Source organism: Pseudomonas sp. HR1 (assembly GCF_030175875.1).
Taxonomy (GTDB): Bacteria; Pseudomonadota; Gammaproteobacteria; order Pseudomonadales; family Pseudomonadaceae; genus Chryseomonas; species Chryseomonas oryzihabitans.
On sequence record NZ_JASNRF010000009.1, the window covers coordinates 89,526 to 107,745 of the forward strand.

An 18,220-nucleotide genomic window follows, 5' to 3' on the forward strand; every position below is an offset into this window, starting at 1 on the left:
GCCTCTTCTCCATGTCCGATCCCGTCTATCCCGATACCGATCCCGAAGTCGCCGCCCGGCGTCGGCTGCATCTGCTGCGCCATCGCCGGCGCCGTCGGCTGCGCGAGTGGCGCCAGCGCATCGCCTTCTGGGTCGGCGCGGTGCTGGTGGGCCTGGCGGGTCTGGGCTTCGCCTGGCTGGCCGACGCCTCCTTCGGCCTCTTTCAGCAGCTGCTGCAGCACAGCGCCCTCTGGCCCTGGCTGGTGACGCCCCTGGGCTTCGCCGGACTGGTCTGGCTGACCCAGGGCGCGCTGCGCGATGCCCGCGGCAGCGGTATCCCCCAGGTCATCGTCACCCTCGAACGACCCGAGGCGGACCTGCGCGCCCGGCTGCTGGCGCCCCCCATCGCCCTGGCCAAGCTGCTGCTCACGGCCGGTGCCCTGCTGGTGGGTGGCTCGGTAGGGCGGGAAGGACCCACCGTGCATGTCGGCGCCGCCTTGCTCTACGGCTTCGGCAAGCGGCTCGGCCTGCATGGTCGCCGCACCCTGTCCGGACTCATCCTCGCCGGGGGCGCTGCCGGCATCGCCGCGGCCTTCAACACGCCCCTGGGCGGGGTGGTCTTCGCCATCGAGGAACTCACCCATACCTTCGAGCAGCGCTTCAGCGGCCTGGTGCTGACCGCCGTGCTGCTCGGCGGCATCGTCACCCTGGGCATCGTCGGCCCCTACAGCTATCTCGGCGCCCTGGACCTGCACCTGACCTGGGGCCTGGGCTGGATCGGCGTCGCTGTCATCGGCGTTATCGGCGGACTGCTCGGCGGGTGCTACGGCCGCCTGGTGCTGCCCACCGAGCGGGGCTGGCTGGGGCGCCTGAATGCCCTGCGCGGGCGCCGCCCGGTGGCTTTCGCCGCCGGCTGTGGCCTGGTGCTGGCGGCGTTGGGGCTGTTCTCCGGCCAGCACGTGTTCGGTACCGGTTACGCCGAGACCCATGCCATCCTGGCTGGCGAACCCGTGACCGGCGGCGACTTCCTGCTGTGGAAATTCCTCGCCAACGTCGTCTCCTACCTGGCCGGGGTGCCGGGCGGCCTGTTCTCGCCCTCGCTGGCGGTGGGGGCGGCCCTGGGCCCCTGGCTGGTCGACTGGCTGCCGGGTATCAGTCTGCCGCAATGCGCCTTGCTGGGGCTGGCTGCCTACCTCGCCGGGGTCACCCGCACCCCGCTGACCGCCACCGTCATCACCCTGGAGCTGGCCCACAGCCCGGACATGGCGCTGCCGGTGCTGGCGGCCTGTCTGCTGGCCGCCGCCGTCTCCGGCTGGCTGATGCCGGTGCCGCTCTACCATGCGCTGTCGCAGCAGGTGCTCAACGCCCTGACGCCCCGCCGCGACTAGGCCCTGTACGAAAAATGCCTGCGCTCGGTGATGCTTCGTTGAAAAACGCTTCGGAATGCTCATTTACCACTCGTAAACTCCGCTTCCTCAGCGTTTTTCGCCTCGCCTGACCGTCGCTCGGCGACTTTTCGTACAGAGCCTAGGCCCTAGCGCCCGCCGCCGATATCCAGCAGGGCGCCGGTGGTGTAGGAGGCTTCGTCCGACAGCAGCCAGAGGATGCCGGCGGCGATCTCCTCGGCCTCGCCTGCACGCCCCAGCGGAGTGGTCACGCCCAGGCGCTCGGCGCGGCCCGGCTGGCCGCCGCTGGCGTGGATGTCGGTAAGGGTCACGCCGGGTCTCACCGCATTGACCCGCACCCCGTGCGGGCCGAGTTCCTTGGCGAGGCCCAAGGTCAGGGTGTCCAGCGCCGCCTTGCTGGCGGCATAGTCGACGTATTCGTTGGGCGAGCCCAGACGCGCCGCGATGGAAGAGACATTGACGATGGCGCCACCGCGGCCGCCGCGCTCCCGCGACAGGTGGCGAGCCGCCTCGCGGGCACAGAGAAAGGCGCCATAGACGTTGACCTCGAACATCCGTCGCAATCGCTCGGCGCTCATGTCCACCAGTGGCTGCGACTGATCGACGATCCCGGCATTGTTGACGAAGGCGTCCAGGCCGCCGAAGCGCTCCACCGTGCGCTCGAACAGCGCCAGCACCTGGGCTTCGTCGGCCACGTCGCCGCGCAGCGCCAGGCCTTCCACGCCCAGCGCCTCGATCTCGGCCAGAGTGGCCCGGGCCGCGGCCTCGTCATGGCGATAGTTGAAGGCGACGTTCCAGCCGCGGCGGGCGGCGCCAAGGGCCGTGGCGCGGCCGATGCCACGACTCGCGCCGGTGATGAGCAGGGTCTTGCGCATGGTGAAAACCTCGGGCTAGAGAGGGTAGGGGTAACGGCTAACCGTCTGATGTGGCGAAAAAAGCTTGGACGTCCCCGTCGTTTCGCCTAAAAGTAAGGCGAACGGCACGCGCCGCATTATCCGCGGCCACTTCGCGATCTGATTCCTAAGCGCTTGCAGAGGTCAATCCTGATGACGAGACCCCGCTTCATCTCGCCCAACGAAGTTTCCGCGCTCCGTACCAACATCCTCTCCAAGCTCACCTACGCCGTCGGCAAGGACCCCGACAACGCCCTCGACCACGACTGGTTCCAGGCCACCGCCCTGGCCGCCCGGGACTACATCGTCGATCGCTGGATGAGTCGCACCCGCGACGCCTATCGCACCGGCCAGAAACGGGTCTATTACCTTTCCCTGGAATTCCTCATCGGTCGCCTGCTGATCGACAGCCTGTCCAACCTCGGCATCCTCGAAGAGACCCGTCGCGCCCTGGCCGACCTCGGCGTCGACCTGGAACGCATCCGCGGGCTGGAGCCGGACGCCGCCCTGGGCAACGGCGGCCTCGGCCGGCTGGCCGCCTGCTTCATGGAAAGCATGGCCACCCTGGGCATTGCCAGCCACGGCTATGGCATCCGTTACGAGCACGGGCTGTTCCGCCAGGTGATCGCCGACGGCTTCCAGCTGGAGCAGCCGGAAAACTGGCTGGATTTCGGCAATCCCTGGGAATTCGAACGCGCCGAGGTGGTGTACGAGATCGGCTTCGGCGGGCATGTCGCCCCCTACGGCGAAGGCGATCCGCGGCGCCAGGTGTGGACGCCCGGCGAGCGCATCCGCGCGGTGGCCTATGACACCCCGGTGATCGGCTGGGGCGGGGAGGGCGCCAACACCCTGAGACTCTGGCGTGCGCGACCGCTGGAGATCCTCCACCTGGAAACCTTCAACGCCGGCGATCACGTCGGCGCCGTGGCCAACGAGGCCCGCGCCGAGAGCATCTCGCGGGTACTCTATCCGGCCGACAGCAGCGAAGCCGGCCAGGAATTGCGCCTGCGCCAGGAATACTTCTTCGTCGCCGCCTCCCTGGCCGACCTGACCCGTCGTCATCTCAAGCAGCACAGCGACCTGCTCAGCCTGCCCGAGCACGTGTCCATCCAGCTCAACGACACCCACCCGGCCATCGCCGTGGCCGAGCTGATGCGGCTGCTGGTGGACGTCCACGGCATTCCCTGGGACGCCGCCTGGAGCACCACCGTCGGCACCCTCAGCTACACCAACCACACCCTCTTGCCCGAGGCCCTGGAGACCTGGCCGGTACAGCTGATGGAACGCCTGCTGCCGCGGCACATGCAGATCATCTACCTGATCAACGCCCAGTTCCTCGACTCCCTGCGCGCCCGCGGCGAGACCGATGGCGGCATGATTTCCTATGTGTCCCTGATCGACGAAAGCCAGGGGCGCCGCGTGCGCATGGGCAACCTGGCCTTCCTCGGCTCGCACAGCATCAATGGCGTCTCGGGGTTGCACACCGACCTGATGCGCAAGACGGTCTTCCGCTCCCTGCACCGCCTCTATCCGGATCGCATCAACAACAAGACCAACGGCATCACCTTCCGCCGCTGGTTGCACCAGGCCAACCCGGCGCTCACCGACCTGCTGGTGGATACCCTCGGCCAGGGCGTGCTGCACGATCCGGAAAAGACCCTGCCGCAGCTCAAGCCCTATGCCAACGACAGCAACTTCCGCGAGCGCTTCGCTCTGCAGCGCCAGCGCAACAAGGACACCTTCACCAGCCTGGTGAAGCAGCGGATGGAGATCGACCTCGATCCCAATGCGCTGTTCGATGTCCAGATCAAGCGCATCCACGAGTACAAGCGGCAGCTGATGAATCTGTTGCAGACCATCGCCCTCTACCAGGCCATCCGCGACAACCCCAACGGCGACTGGACGCCGCGGGTCAAGATCTTCGCCGGCAAGGCCGCCGCCAGCTATCACCAGGCCAAGCTGATCATCAAGCTGGCCAACGACGTGGCCAAGGTGGTCAACAACGACCCCCTTACCCGTGATCTGCTCAAGGTGGTCTTCCTGCCCAACTACAACGTCAGCCTGGCCGAGGTGATCATCCCTGCGGCGGATCTTTCCGAGCAGATCTCCACCGCCGGCATGGAAGCCTCGGGCACCAGCAACATGAAGTTCGGCCTCAACGGCGCCCTCACCATCGGCACTCTGGACGGCGCCAACGTGGAGATGTGCGAACTGATCGGGGAAGAGCACATGTTCATCTTTGGCCTCAAGGCGGCCGAGGTGGAAGAGCGCCAGCGCAGCGGCGGCATCTCCTCGGACATCATCGAGAATTCGCCACGCCTGGCCCAGGTGCTGGCGGGTCTGCGCGCCGGTCAGTTCTCGCCCGAGGATCCGGCCCGCTACAACAGCCTGCTCGACGTCCTGACCTGGCACGACCGCTTCCTCGTCTGCGCCGACTTCGACGCCTACTGGGAGGCCCAGCGCCAGGTCGAGACCCGCTGGCAGCAGCCGGACAAGTGGTGGCAATCGGCGGTGATCAACACCTCCAGCATGGGCTGGTTCTCCTCCGACCGCACCATCCGCGAATACGCCACGGAAATCTGGAAGGCGCTGTAGTCGAGCACGCTTCGCGGCCATGGCGGTCCGCCGCTGCGGCCGCTCCTACGGGCAAGGCACCCTCCTGTAGGAGCGGCCCATGGCCGCGATAAGGACCACCATAGAGCAGGTGCCCAGGCAGGATTTGCTGGGCTTCGCTACGCTCAACCCAGCCCAGCCTACGGCGGCCGGCCCTGGCCACGATCAGCTATCCCCCGATTGAGAACCCGCGGCTTCCACACCGTCTACATCCTTGCAGCATCCGCCCCGCAAGCCCGTCACCGGAGTCCCCATGCCCCGCACCTCTACCCGCCTCGAAGCGGGCAATCCTGCCCATTACGGTGCCACTCTCGTCGAGGGCGGCATCAACTTCGCCGTCTGGTCGCCGGCGGCTGAAGCCGTCGAACTCTGCCTCTACGATGCCAAGGGGGAAGCCGAGACCCAGCGTCTGGCCTTTCGCGAACACGAAGGCGGCGTCTGGCATGGTTTCCTGGCCGGTGCCAAAGCGGGTCTGAGATACGGTTTGCGCGCCCAGGGTGCCTACCGTCCCCAGGACGGCCTCAGATTCAACGCCAACAAACTGCTGGTGGACCCCTGGGCCCTGGCGGTGGACCGGCCCTTCCAGCTGCATCCCAGCACCTATGGTTTCCATCCCGAAGATCCCAATCGTCCGGACGCGCGCGACAGCGGTGCCCATGTCCCCAAGGCCATCGTCCTGCCGCCGGTCGATAGCCTGACGCCAGCGCCCAAGCGCCGCGACGCGGGACTGATCTACGAATTGCACGTACGCGGCCAGACCCAGCTGCATCCGCAGGTGCCCGCCCGCCAGCGCGGCACCCTGGCGGCGCTGCGCCATCCGGCGCTGATCGAGCACTGGCAGCGCCTCGGCGTCACTACCCTGGAGCTGCTGCCCATCGCCGCCTGGGCCGACGATCGCCATCTGCCCGCCCTGGGGCTGGCCAACTACTGGGGCTACAACCCGGTGGTCATGGCGGCGGTCGATCCGCGCCTGGCCGGGCGCGAGGCCCTCGCCGAATTGCGCGAGACGGTGGCCACCCTGCAGGCGGCCGGCTTCGAGGTGCTGCTCGACGTGGTCTTCAACCACACCGGCGAAGGCGACGAACTCGGCCCCACCTTCAATCTGCGTGGCCTGGACAACGCCGGCTACTACCGTCTGCAGCCGGACGATCCGGCGCGCTATATCAACGACATGGGCTGCGGCAACTGCCTGGCGCTCTACAGCCCGCCGGCGTTGCGCCTGACCCTGGACAGCCTGCGCCACTGGGTCACCGCCGCCGGTGTCGACGGCTTTCGCTTTGACCTGGCGCCTGCGCTGGGTCGCCTGGAAAGCGGCTTCGATCGCGACGCGCCGCTGCTGCAGGCCCTGGCCCAGGATCCGCTACTGCGTCAGGTGCGACTGGTGGCGGAACCCTGGGACATCGGCCCCGGCGGCCATCAGGTCGGCGCCTTCCGCGCGCCCTGGCAGGAATGGAACGACACCTTCCGCGACGACGTGCGTCGCTTCTGGCTCGGCGACGACGGCCTGAGAGGCGCCCTGGCGACCCGTCTGGCCGGCAGCGCCGATCTCTTCGGGGCGGGTGATCGCTCCTTGCGCACCAGCGTCAACTTCGTCACCGCCCACGACGGCTTCACCCTGGCCGACCTGGTCAGCTACGCCGAAAAGCACAACGAGGCCAATGGCGAAGGCAATCGCGACGGCACCACCGACAACAAGAGCTGGAACAATGGCGTCGAAGGACCGAGCGACGACCCCGCCGTCCTGGAAGCCCGCGCCGCCGACCAGCGCGCCCTGCTGGCGACCCTGATCCTGGCCGGGGGCGAACCCATGCTCACCGCCGGTGACGAATTCGGTCGCACCCAGCAGGGCAACAACAATGCCTATGTGCAGGACAATGAACTGTCCTGGCTGGACTGGCAGCAGGCCGCCAGCCCGGCCGGGCAACGGCAGAGCGCCTTCGTCGGTCGGCTCATGGCGCTGCGCCAGGAGTTACCGGCCCTGCAGGCGCAACGGCTGCTCGGGCGCCCCGATCCCCGTGGCTGGGTCAGGATCGAATGGCTCGATGCCGACGGTGCGCCGATGGACGACGGCCGCTGGCAGGCCGGGGGCAGCCTGCCGCTCGCCCTCACCCTGGAGCCCCTCGACGGAGCGGATCAGCCCCAGGCCGCACGGATCTGGCTGGCCTTCCAGCCGCGGCGGGAGGAAATCGACCTGCGCCTGCCGCCGTCACGTGACGGACATCACTGGGTGATACAGCTGGACAGCCGTCAGCCTGAACTGGAACCCGACTCGGCAGTCTATCCCAGCGCCGAAAATCTCCGTGTTGGCCGAGGCGTACTGCTGGCCGTGGAGACCCCGAACGCGCCCTAGACGCGCGTTCCCTGCCGGCCGCCGGTGCCCGGCGCCTCGTCGCCCCGGCGACAGCGTCCGTAATCGGCACTGGCTGGCAGACCTGGCCTGACGGTCCGCTCTGCTTGAGACGGAGCTTGAGCTTTGGCGCTACACTCGCGCCCATCATTACAAGGAGCACCGCGATGTCCCGGATATCCCTCAGTCGTTACCTCATCGAGCAGACCCGCAGCCACAAGACCCCGGCCGACCTGCGCTTCCTCATCGAAGTCGTGGCACGGGCGTGCAAGCGCATCAGCTACGAGGTGTCCAAGGGGGCGCTGGGTGGCGTGCTTGGCAGCATGGGCACCGAGAACGTCCAGGGTGAGGTGCAGAAGAAGCTGGACGTCCTGTCCAACGAGATCCTGCTGGAAGCCAACGAATGGGGCGGCACCCTGGCCGGCATGGCCTCCGAGGAAATGGACCAGGTACACCAGATCCCGGGTCACTATCCCAAGGGCGCCTACCTGCTGATGTTCGACCCCCTGGACGGCTCGTCCAACATCGACGTCAACGTCTCCGTCGGCACCATTTTCTCCATCCTGCGCAAGGACTTCGTCAGCAGCACCACCGGTGACGTGACCGAAGAAGCCTTCATGCAGAAGGGTACCGAGCAGGTGGCCGCTGGCTACGCCATCTACGGTCCCCAGACCATGCTGGTGCTGACCCTGGGCGACGGCGTCAAGGGCTTCACCCTGGATCGCGAACTGGGCAGCTTCGTGCTGACCCACGAAGACATCACCATCCCCGAGACCACTGCCGAATTCGCCATCAACATGTCCAACCAGCGCCACTGGGAAGCCCCGGTCAAGCGTTACGTGGACGAGCTGCTGGCTGGCAAAGAAGGTCCCCTGGGCAAGAACTACAACATGCGCTGGATCGCCTCCATGGTGGCCGACGTCCATCGCATCCTTACCCGCGGCGGTATCTTCATGTACCCGCGCGACGCCCGCGAGCCGGAAAAGCCCGGCAAGCTGCGCCTGATGTACGAGGCCAATCCCATGTCCATGCTGGTCGAGCAGGCCGGTGGCGCCGCCACCAACGGTCACCAGCGCATCCTCGACGTCCAGCCGGACGGCCTGCACCAGCGGGTGGCGGTGTTCCTGGGCTCCAAGGAAGAAGTGCAGCGCGTGACCGAGTACCACCGTCAGCGTTGATCCCTCCCAGCCGGGCCGCCTGCAACGGGCGGTCCGCTGCTCCGCTCGTGTCCTGCCTCAGCGTTCAGCTCCGATTCAGTCCCCTTAATCCTGCGCTAATCCGCCGCCGCCGAAGATGGCCGCGCAGCCGGTCGGGCTGTATTCGCATCGCGTGAGGAGCCTTTCACCATGAACGCCCTGAAATCCCGTGTCGTCCTCTTCGGCCTGCTGGCCCTGGCCAGTCATCAGGTCTTTGCCGCCGATCCCCAGAATTTCGCCGGCCTCACCTATGGCAAGAGCTACGACAACTTCAGCAACAGCCACGCCCTCGACCGCAACCTGAACAGCCCCGATACCGATGGTGCCATCGATGGCAGCAACACCTGGGGGCTGCGCCTCGGTCAGCAGAACGACGCCGGTCGCTACTACGCCACCCTCGACCAGGCCAGCGGCAGCAGTGATGGCCTGAGACTCAAGCAGCAGGACCTGACCGGCAGCTACGATGCCTTCTATCCCCTGGGCGACAGCACCAAATTGTTTGGCGGCGGCACCCTGGGCGTCGCCCGGGTCACCCAGGATGGTTCCAGCTTCGGCCATGACAGCGACCTCGGTTATGTGGCCGGGGTCCAGGCCGGCATCCTGCAGCAGGTCAACGACCGCACCTCCCTGGAAGCCGGCTATCGCTACCTGCGCAGCAATGCCAAGCCGGACATCGATCAGGACGGCAGCAAGCTGGGTTCGAGCCAGCTCGACAGCAGCAAGGAAATCTACCTGGGCATGAACGTCTATTTCTGAGGCGTGGCCGGGGCGACAGCGTTCGCCCCGGCTGTCAGCTGAAGGGATCCAGACCCGAGAAGGCCGCCACCAGCGTGACGGCGACCACCCCGAGGGCGATCTCCACGGCCGTGGCCCGGCGCAGCAGCTGCCAGGCCTGGGGTCCCTGTCCCAATCGCGGCACCAGCAGATAACGATTGGCCAGGGCCAGGACGACCATGGTCGCCACCACCAGCACCTTGGCCAGCAGCAGGCCGGAGTAGGGCGTCAACCGCAACAGGCCGGCCGGACCGAGGATCAACAGGCTGTTGAACGCGCCGCTGAGCAGGGCCAGCGCCACGCAGATCTGCCCGGGTAGCGAGTAACCGCGCAGCAGCCGCTGGACCTCCCCCCTGAGCCGGGCTGGAGGCCGCCCCAGGCACAGCAACACCCCGGGCAGACTGCCCAGCCAGAGTCCCGTGGTGAGCAGATGCAGGGCCTGGTTCAACCGGTGCACCCCGCCGAGCGCGCCCGCGGTCGCGGCGGCATGGCCACCCAGGGCCAGACTGGCCAGCAGCAGGCCACTCAAGCCCCACAGCCAGCGAACGCCACGCATCCCGGGTCCCGCCAGCAGCCACAGGGCCAGCAGCAGGCCCAGCGGCAACTGCCAGCGCCAGCCCTGGCCAGCCTCGGTGGCCAGATAGAGCTGCCACAGCGGCAGGTTGAAGGCATCCGTCCAGCCATCGCCGACCAGCGCGGCCTGCAGCGGCAACAGACTCAGCACCCCGAGCAGCAGCAGGGCCCCCAGCAGGCGGGCCGCAGGGCGCGCCCGTTCCAGCAGCCAGCCGCTCAAGGCTGGGCGACCCAGCCAGAGCGCCAGCGCCAGATAGCCCCAGGTCAGCAGCAGCGGCAGCAGAAAGAGGGCGCGGGCGAGGGGGCGCCAGGCATCGGGCGTCGCCAGTCCGCCGTCCATCCTTACTGGACGGTGAAGCGATAATCGCCCTGGGTCTTGTGTCCGTCCTTGGCCAGCACCCGCCATTTGACCTGGTAGCGACCCGCTTCCAGCGGTGCCTCCAGCGGCACCTCCAGGGTGCGTTCGTCACCACCGGAAATCACCTTGCCGGTGGTGATCGCCGTACTGGCCTGACCCTCCAGCCGCTGCAGCTGCACCTGGCTCAGAGACGCCTCGACCCCTTCGGAAAAGCTCAGACTCAGCTGCTTCGGTGCCGGGCTGGTGCTGTCGGGGGCAGGCTCGGCGCTCTTCAGGTGACCATGGGCCAGGGCCAGCCCCGGCAACAGCAGAGAGGTCAGGGCGAGACGGCGAGCGAGACGCAGGGCAGCGGTCATGGAGAACTCCAGCGGCAGAAGGAAACCGCCAGCTTAGCAGTCCGCCCGAGTGGCGTCCGCGCCCGGCGCCTGTTCCGCCGCGCGTGCCGCGCACTCGACGAAGGTCCGGGCGGTGCAGCTGCGGCAAACCTCCGGATCCAGGCGCGGATAGATGCTGCGCAGGGCCTGATCCTTGGACGAAAAGATATGGCCGTCGCCCAGCTCCTTGAGAAAGCCGGTCTTGGCGAACAACTGCAGCACCGGCGTGCGGGGGCGATGGAAATAGAGATCGCCACCCTGGGCGCGTCGCTCGCGCCATTCGCGCCGCCAGAGGTCGTTACCCGCCAGGTCGATGAAATTCATGCTCTTGGTCATGAACAGGGCGTGCTTCTGACCGGGCTGGGCGCTGCGAAAGCCGTCCAACTGATCGCCGACATGGGGCACGGCGCCAAAGAACACCGAGCCTTCCACCCGCACCAGCTTGAGTTGCGGACACTCCTGCGCCGGCTGGCCCAGTTCGTCCAGCGGGGTGAAACGGCGCTCGGGGGTACGGGGATCCGGCACCAGCGGGCGGATGGCCGGGTGCGAGGTGCGATAGAGGTAGGCCACCAGGGAGACCAGAGTGCCCAGCAGCACGGCGCGGTCCAGGGGAATGGTCAGGGTCGCCAGCAAGGTCACCCCGGCCACCAGGGCCTCGGTGCGGCTGACCCTCAGCACCTCGCGCCAGCGCCCCAGGTCCAGCAGCCCGCGTGCCACCAGCAGCAGGGTAGCGGCGATGGCGGCCAGCGGAATGGCCGCGATCAGGGCACCGCCAAAGGCCACCAGGGCCACCACCAGCAGGGCGGCGAACACCGCCGCCAGCGGGGTGCGGGCCCCGGCTTCGAAATTGGGCATGGAGCGATTCAGCGAGCCGCAGGAGACATAGGCCGAAAAGCAGCCGCCGACCAGATTGGCCAGGCCCTGGCCACGGAATTCGCGATTGACGTCCAGCCGCTGTCCGGAGCGCTGGGCCACCGCCTTGGCGATCGACAGCGACTGCCCCAGGGCCACCAGGGTCAGGGCCACGGCGATGCCGGAGAGATTGCCCAGGTCCTGCAGGGTGACGTTGGGCAGATGGAAGGGCGGCAGCGCCGAGGGGATCCGTCCGACCGTGGCGATCCCCTGGGCCGCGCCCGCCACGCTGCGCTCCAGGATCCAGGCGCTCAGGCAACCGGCCAGCAGACCCAGCAGCATGGTTGGCCAGCGCGGGCGCAGCCGCCTCAGCAGCAGGGTGGCGACCAGGGTCACCACGCCGATCACCAGCGAGGGCCAGTGGATCGCCAGGGGATGGGCGACGACATAGCCGAGCACGCCAAAGGCCGAGGTGCCCAATGGCGGCGACAAGCCGAGCAAATCCTTGAGCGAATAGAGACCGATCAGCACCGCGGCGCCACTCATGAAGCCGAGCAGCACCGAGGGCGAGATGAAGTTGGCCACCGCGCCCAGGCGCAGGGCGCCCACCGTCAGTTGCAGCAGGCCGACCAGTAGGGTCACCGCCAGCGCCAGATCGATATAGGGGCCGGAGCCCGCCAGCGCCAGCGGAGACAGCGCCGCCAGCAGGGCCAGGGAGTTGGCGTTGGTCGGCCCGGTCACCACATGGCGACTGGAGCCCGCCAGGGCGGCGACGATGCAGGGCACCACGGCGCCATAGACGCCGTATTGCGGAGGCAGTCCGGCCAAGGTGGCGAAGGCCACGCCCTGGGGCAGCGCCAGGACCGCGCCCAGCAGACCCGCGCCAAGATCCGCCTTCAGGGTGGTGCGGTCCACCTCGCGGAGCCAGGGCAGCAGGGTCGAAAGGGCGGGCATGGGGCGCTCCTGGAACAAGGGTCGCCCACTCTACCGATTCCGGTCGCCGGTGGGCTACCCGAGTCCCGCCGTCGCCGTTCGCCGCCACGACATCGAGGCCGTGTTCATTTCTTCACCAGTCGCCGCCAGCCCGGTCTCTGTGGCGTTCTCGTGACTTCATGCACGGGTTATCCACATCACTGTACACGGTCCCTGTGGGTAACCTCGGCCGCTAGCCGTCGTGGCTGTTGGCGGCGATGCGATGGATCGACAGGTCGGCGCCCTGGTATTCCTCTTCCTGACTCAGACGCAGCCCCAGCACGGCCTTGAGCAGCCCGTACACCGCCAGGCCGCCGAGCAGGGCGACGGCGATACCCAGTCCCGTGCCCGCCAGTTGCGCCAGCACGCTCACCCCACCCAGGCCGCCAAGTGCGGTCTGGCCGAACAGGCCACAGGCGATGCCGCCCCAGGCGCCGCAGAGGCCGTGCAACGGCCAGACGCCCAGCACATCGTCCAGCTTCCAGCGCGTCTGCACCGCGGTGAAGGTCCAGACGAACAGGGCGCCCGCCACCAGCCCGGTGGCCAGGGCGGCGATGGGATGCATCAGGTCGGAGCCGGCACAGACGGCGACCAGGCCGGCCAGGGGCCCGTTGTGCAGGAAGCCGGGGTCGTTGCGCCCGAGCAGCAGGGCAGCCGCCGTCCCGCCGACCATGGCCATCAGCGAATTCAGCGCGACCAGGCCACTGACGCCTGCCAGGCTCTGGGCGCTCATCACGTTGAAACCGAACCAGCCGACGATCAGGATCCAGGAGCCCAGCGCCAGAAAGGGGATGTTCGACGGCGGAAAGGCCACCAGCCGGCCTTCGCGATAGCGGCCCTGACGCGGCCCCAACAGCAGCACGGCCGCCAGCGCCAGCCAGCCACCCACGGCGTGCACCACCACGGAGCCGGCGAAATCATGGAAGCGCGCGCCGAACAGCGCTTCGAACCTGTCCTGCAGCCCCAGGTTGTTGTTCCACATCAGGCCTTCGAAGAACGGGTAGACGAAGGCCACGATCAGCGCGGTGGCGCATAGTTGCGGGACGAAACGCGCCCGTTCGGCGATGCCGCCGGAGATGATCGCCGGGATGGCTGCGGCGAAGGTGGCGAGGAAAAAGAACTTCACCAGCCCATAGCCGCTGTCGGCGGTCAGCACCTGGGCAGGCGCGAAGAACGTCACGCCATAGGCGATCCAGTAGCCGACGAAGAAATACACCAGGGTGGAAATGGCGAAGTCGGCGAGGATCTTGGACAGCGCGTTCACCTGATTCTTGTGCCGCACGGTACCGGCTTCGAGAAAGGCGAAACCGGCGTGCATGGCCAGCACCATCACGGCACCCAGCAGCAGGAACAGGGTATTGGCACTGTGGACCAGGGTCGCCACAGCGGAAGGCAATTCGTTCATCAGGGCAGTCGTCGCTAAGGGTTGCACCAAAAACATGCCTGGCGGCTGCTTGATGCGCGCTTTTAGGGCGTGCTGCAGCTCTCGGCAGGTTCAGTCTTGCCGCCAAGCAGAGCGCAACGGGGAATTAGCGCGGGGATGCGCCAGAGCGGTGCGAATCGGAAGGGCGTGCACCAGGAGATAGCAAAGGTCGTGCCGCTAGAGCGCACGCATCACGATACGACCACTGCTCAGGTTGCTCAGCAGCGTCGCTACCTCGTCGCGTCGCTGGGGCTCGACCGCAATCCGCAAGGCGATCTTCAGCGCCTGATAGTCCTCGGCGAGCACGAGCACCGCCAGGGCTGCCAGGCGCGCCTTGATCAGCGGCCACTCCGCATAGGTACAGGCGAAGCCATAGTCCTGCCGCACCACCAGCGGCTGCTTGTCCGCCTGTTGCAGGCAACGGGCGGCGCAACCGCCATAGGCGCGCACCAGGCCGCCGGTACCCAGCTTGATGCCGCCGTACCAGCGGATGACCACCACCACCACCTGATCGCAATCCTGCCCCTCGATGGCGGCGAGGATGGGCCGGCCCGCCGTCCCACCGGGTTCTCCGTCGTCATTGAAGCGGTATTGATTGCCCAGCTTCCAGGCCCAGCAGTTGTGGGTCGCGGTCGGCACGCTCACACGGTCGATGAAGGCCATGGCCGCTTCCACCGTGGTGACGGGCGCGGCGAGGGCGAGGAAACGACTCTTGCGCACCTCTTCCTCGCAGGCGGCATCCTGGATCAGGGTAAAGGTCATGGTGCCTGGAGACCCAGTCCCTTGAGGATGACATGGGTCAGGGTCCGCGCCGCCTCGTCGAAATCCTGCCGGGTCAGGCGGGTGCGCCCGGTTACCTGGCAGATCTGGCTGGCGAAGTCGGCATAGTGCTGGGTACTGCTCCACAACAGGAAGATCAGGTGGACCGGATCCACCGGATCCATCTTGCCAGCCGCGATCCAGGCATCGAACACCGCTGCCCGGCTGCGAAACCAGGTCTGGTAGTCCTGATCGAAATACTCGTACAGGCAATGACCGCCGCCGATGATCTCCATGGCGAAGATCCGGGAGGCCAGCGGTTGCCGACGCGAGAATTCCAGCTTGGCGCGGATGTAGCGGCTCAAGGCTGCCGCCGGATCGTCTTCGACGGTCAGGTGATTGAAGGTGCTGTCCCAGAGTTCGAGGATGTTGCCCAGCACGGCCATATAGAGGCCGAGCTTGTTGTTGAAGTAGTAATGAAGATTGGCCTTGGGCAAGCCAACGCGTTGCGCGATGGTGTTCATGCTGGTGCCCTTGAAGCCATGGCGGGCGAATTCTTCCTCCGCCGCGCTCAGGATCAACTCCTCATTCTTCTGCCGGATGCGTCCGGCCGGCTTGTCCTGGCCGGCGTGATGGGCGGGTACGAGAAGGGTCATGACAACTGGAGGATCCTGAGGCGCGGCAGGCATCAATAGCGTACCCCCGGCCCTGGACACAAGGGCTGTTTTACCGGTGTGGCGCTGGCGAGCTGCATTCCGTCACCGCTGCGCGGCGCTCCTCGGGCAGCAACAGGTTGAGCAGGATGGCGGTGATGCCGCCGCTGGTGATCGCGGTGTCGAAGAGATTCTTCACCAGTGGCGGCAGCTGATCCAGCAGCGTCGGCTGGCTGGCGATACCGAGACCCACGCCAAGGGAGGTGGCGATGATCAGCAGGCTGCGGCGATCCAGGGTGCAGTGCGCCAGCAGCCGTATCCCGGCCGCGGCGACACTGCCGAACAGCACCAGGGTCGCACCGCCCAGCACCGGCTTGGGAATCTGCTGCAGGACGGCGCCCAGCACGGGGAACAGACCCAGCACCAGGAGGATGGCGCCTATCCAGTAGCCGACATGGCGGCTGGCCACGCCGGTCAGCTGGATCACCCCGTTGTTCTGCGCAAAGGTGGTGCTGGGAAAGGTATTGAAGGTGGCGGCGAGCAGGCAGGCGACCCCATCACCCAGGACCCCGCCCCGCAACCGCCGCAGATAGCCGGGTCCTTCGACGGGTTGCCGCGAAATCAGGCAGTTGGCGGTCAGGTCGCCGGTGGTCTCCAGGGTGCTGATCAGATAGATGAGCGCGACCGGTAGGAAAGCCGACCAGTCGAAGGCGAAGCCGAAATGGAAGGGGAGGGGGACGCTGACCAGGGGCAGGTCCGGCAGCGGCTGAGGTTTCAGCAGGCCACAGGTCCAGGCGGCGAGGGAGCCCACCAGCAGGCCGATCATCACCGCCGACAGCCGCAACCACGGACGCCGCGACAGATTCAGGCCGATGATGACCACCAGCACCAGACCACCGAGAGCCAGGTTGATCGGTGCGCCGAAATTGGCGGCCTTGGCGCCCCCGCCGAGATCGGTGACGCCCACCCTGATCAGGCTGATGCCGATCAGGGTGATGACGATGCCGGTCACCAGTGGCGTGATCACCCGGCGCAACAGACCCAGGCAGCGACTCAGGCCGATCTGGACGAAGGCGCCAAAGAAGCAGACGCCAAAGATCATCGCCAGGATGTCCTCCGGCGTCCCGCCGCGCTGCTTGACCAGCATCCCGGCTGCCAAGACCGCGGATAGAAAGGAGAAGCTGGTGCCCTGCAGGCAGATCATGCCCGCGCCCAGTCCACCGGCACCCCGCGCCTGCAGAAAGGTACCGACGCCCGACACCATCAGCCCCATGCTGATCAGATAGGGCAGGTGCTCGTGCAGCCCCAGGGCGCCGGCAATGATCAGCGGTGGGGTGACGATCCCTACGAAGCTCGCCAGGACGTGCTGCAGGGCGGCGCAAAAGGCCGCGAGCGGGGCCGGGCGATCGTCCAGGCCATAGAGCAGATCATCGTGGACGGGAGTGGGCATGGTGATTACCTCGCAGTGGCGCTGCGGGCCGGTAAGGCGGCTGCAGCGCCAGAAGTGGGTCTGGCCAGGCTAGAACTGATACTTCACCAGGAAGCTGAAAACGCTCTGGTCGGTACGGAAGCCCTCGCTGTCCTTGATGCCGTACTTGTCCGACCAATAGTCGTACTCGGTCCCTACATAGAGGTGCTTGGCCTCGTAGCCCATGGCCTTGCCCAGGTCGTACTTGACTTGGGGATTGAAGTGCAGATTGGCGTGATAGCTGCCCTTGTTGTTCATCACCCAGTCCATGTAGCCATCGATGAGCAGATCCGAATTGCCCAGGGGCAGGGTGTAGGCCCAGACCGGCGTGAGCTGCCAGGCACCCGAGGGGGCACTGCCGCCATCCGGCTTGCGGTAATAGAGATTCAGCTGGAAGTAGTCGAAGCCCGGCACCTTGAGGTCGAAACCTGGACCGACCAGATAGTTGCGCTGGTCACGGCCGGCGCCCTCGCCATCGTTCTGGTCGTATTCCAGGGTGGTGGCGAGCAGGACATCGGTGACCGGACCAAAAGAAAGGTCCCGCCCGGACAGCTTGCCGAAGGACAGTCGCGGACTGATCTCGCCATAGAAGCCCTGATGACCGTCGCTGGCGTTCGTCGCACCGTTGAACCAGATGCTGTCGACGAAGAGGAAGAGATCGCCCCAGGTCCAGCTGCTGGCATGCTCGAAGGTGACGGTCTGCTGGATGCGGGGATCGACCCGGAAATCCTTGCCATATAGATAGGTGAGGCTTTCACCGTGCCACAGCAGTGGGCTGTCAGCGGCTTGGGCGGCACCGGCTGTGAACAGGCTGGCGGTCAGCAGCGCGGTGGTTAGGGTCTTGCGCATGTAGGCTCCTGGAAGTGCTTTCTCGTTATGTGCAGCGTTCGCCGTGCTCAGCAAAATCGACGCCAAGCTCCGGCGGGCGGGAGAAAATAGTTATTTTTCAACGCCTTGTATAAGGATTCCGGGAAATTTCAGCTGTTTGGCAGGGCACCAAACCTGACCACTTGCTCAGTTTTCGTGCCCTGAAGGGGCGCCCGCAGCGGCGCTGCTGCGAAACAGCGCACAGGGGGCCGCGCAGTGCTAAGGTGCTGGGCGACCCCGCAGGAGATAGTCATGAAGTTGCTTATCGGTATGCTGACGGCCTTGCTCTGCTGCTCTTTCGCCTCGGCTCAGGTCCCCCAGGGTGGGACGGGACAGCCAGGCATCCTCATGATCACCCGGGGCGATGCCTACTCAGGTTCGGGATGCGACATAGGTCTGGTGATTCAGGGGCGCCTCGCCGGCACCCTTATGGCCGGTCAGAGTGCTTCCTTCAATCTGCCGCCTGGCGAGATCGCCGTCAGCCTTACCTCTTCCGGCCCGGGGGGTTGCGCGGCGCCCATGGCCAGCAGCGTCGCCCAATCCATCCTGCTGACTCCTGGGGAGATCAAGCAGTACCGGATCATCGCGACCGAGGCGGGGTATCGGCTGGCCCCCATCCCCCTTTATTGAAGTTTTTTGAAATAACCTGTTGACCTGCTCTGAAACTCCCCTATAATGCGCCCCACTTCCGGCGCAGACGCTGAAGCGGCTTG

At 66.7% G+C, this 18,220-nt stretch carries 15 protein-coding genes; 6 read left to right on the forward strand and 9 right to left on the reverse strand.

The genetic code is table 11. The features are described from left to right. The first annotated feature begins 11 nt into the window (after positions 1-11). Complete coding sequence (locus QKY98_RS22765; protein WP_027600298.1) at positions 12-1,367, forward strand: chloride channel protein; 1,356 nt, start codon at positions 12-14, stop codon at positions 1,365-1,367. Positions 1,368-1,513: 146 nt separating this feature from the next. Here QKY98_RS22765 and QKY98_RS22770 read toward each other — a convergent pair whose 3' ends face one another. After that, entirely contained in the window at positions 1,514-2,260 is a 747-nt protein-coding gene (locus tag QKY98_RS22770; protein WP_007162014.1) for an SDR family oxidoreductase, read from the reverse strand. 171 nt (positions 2,261-2,431) lie between these two features. Between QKY98_RS22770 and QKY98_RS22775 the strand changes: the two genes are divergently transcribed. The 4 genes from QKY98_RS22775 to QKY98_RS22790 all read left to right on the forward strand — a co-directional run bounded on the left by QKY98_RS22775 (position 2,432) and on the right by QKY98_RS22790 (position 9,190). After that, the gene (locus tag QKY98_RS22775; protein WP_144947692.1) at positions 2,432-4,873 is read left to right on the forward strand and encodes a glycogen/starch/alpha-glucan phosphorylase; all 2,442 of its coding nucleotides are present in this window, start codon (positions 2,432-2,434) and stop codon (positions 4,871-4,873) included. Positions 4,874-5,144: 271 nt separating this feature from the next. Then, positions 5,145-7,241, forward strand: a complete 2,097-nt coding sequence (gene glgX / locus QKY98_RS22780) for a glycogen debranching protein GlgX (RefSeq protein WP_284671638.1) — start codon at positions 5,145-5,147, stop codon at positions 7,239-7,241. 164 nt (positions 7,242-7,405) lie between these two features. Beyond that, positions 7,406-8,416, forward strand: coding sequence for a class 1 fructose-bisphosphatase (locus QKY98_RS22785; protein WP_007162011.1), 1,011 nt, complete (start codon positions 7,406-7,408; stop codon positions 8,414-8,416). Between the two features lie 168 nt (positions 8,417-8,584). Continuing rightward, positions 8,585-9,190, forward strand: coding sequence for an outer membrane protein (locus tag QKY98_RS22790; protein ID WP_044342477.1), 606 nt, complete (start codon positions 8,585-8,587; stop codon positions 9,188-9,190). Between the two features lie 34 nt (positions 9,191-9,224). Here QKY98_RS22790 and copD read toward each other — a convergent pair whose 3' ends face one another. The 8 genes from copD to QKY98_RS22830 all read right to left on the reverse strand — a co-directional run bounded on the left by copD (position 9,225) and on the right by QKY98_RS22830 (position 17,489). Then, positions 9,225-10,121: a copper homeostasis membrane protein CopD gene (gene copD, locus QKY98_RS22795; protein ID WP_284671639.1), complete on the reverse strand. Its 897-nt coding sequence runs from the start codon at positions 10,119-10,121 to the stop codon at positions 9,225-9,227. A 2-nt stretch (positions 10,122-10,123) separates the two neighbouring features. After that, positions 10,124-10,495, reverse strand: coding sequence for a copper homeostasis periplasmic binding protein CopC (gene copC / locus QKY98_RS22800; protein ID WP_007162008.1), 372 nt, complete (start codon positions 10,493-10,495; stop codon positions 10,124-10,126). Between the two features lie 33 nt (positions 10,496-10,528). Beyond that, positions 10,529-12,319, reverse strand: coding sequence for a SulP family inorganic anion transporter (locus tag QKY98_RS22805; RefSeq protein ID WP_007162007.1), 1,791 nt, complete (start codon positions 12,317-12,319; stop codon positions 10,529-10,531). 211 nt (positions 12,320-12,530) lie between these two features. Then, entirely contained in the window at positions 12,531-13,742 is a 1,212-nt protein-coding gene (locus QKY98_RS22810; RefSeq protein WP_284671640.1) for an ammonium transporter, read from the reverse strand. A gap of 195 nt (positions 13,743-13,937) precedes the next feature. Continuing rightward, the gene (locus QKY98_RS22815; RefSeq protein WP_284671641.1) at positions 13,938-14,522 is read right to left on the reverse strand and encodes an IMPACT family protein; all 585 of its coding nucleotides are present in this window, start codon (positions 14,520-14,522) and stop codon (positions 13,938-13,940) included. Then, positions 14,519-15,175 carry a TetR/AcrR family transcriptional regulator gene (locus QKY98_RS22820; protein ID WP_027600306.1) on the reverse strand — a complete coding sequence of 219 codons (657 nt, stop codon included), beginning with the start codon at positions 15,173-15,175 and terminating at the stop codon, positions 14,519-14,521. Before QKY98_RS22820 ends, QKY98_RS22815 begins: the two co-directional genes overlap by 4 nt. A gap of 70 nt (positions 15,176-15,245) precedes the next feature. Beyond that, on the reverse strand, positions 15,246-16,622 hold the full coding sequence (locus tag QKY98_RS22825) for a uracil-xanthine permease family protein (protein ID WP_044342480.1): 1,377 nt from the start codon (positions 16,620-16,622) through the stop codon (positions 15,246-15,248). 69 nt (positions 16,623-16,691) lie between these two features. Continuing rightward, positions 16,692-17,489: a DUF5020 family protein gene (locus QKY98_RS22830; RefSeq protein WP_027600758.1), complete on the reverse strand. Its 798-nt coding sequence runs from the start codon at positions 17,487-17,489 to the stop codon at positions 16,692-16,694. Positions 17,490-17,759: 270 nt separating this feature from the next. On the opposite strand from QKY98_RS22830, the gene QKY98_RS22835 reads away from it, so the two are divergent. Beyond that, positions 17,760-18,137, forward strand: coding sequence for a hypothetical protein (locus tag QKY98_RS22835; protein ID WP_007162001.1), 378 nt, complete (start codon positions 17,760-17,762; stop codon positions 18,135-18,137). The last annotated feature ends 83 nt before the right edge of the window (positions 18,138-18,220 follow it).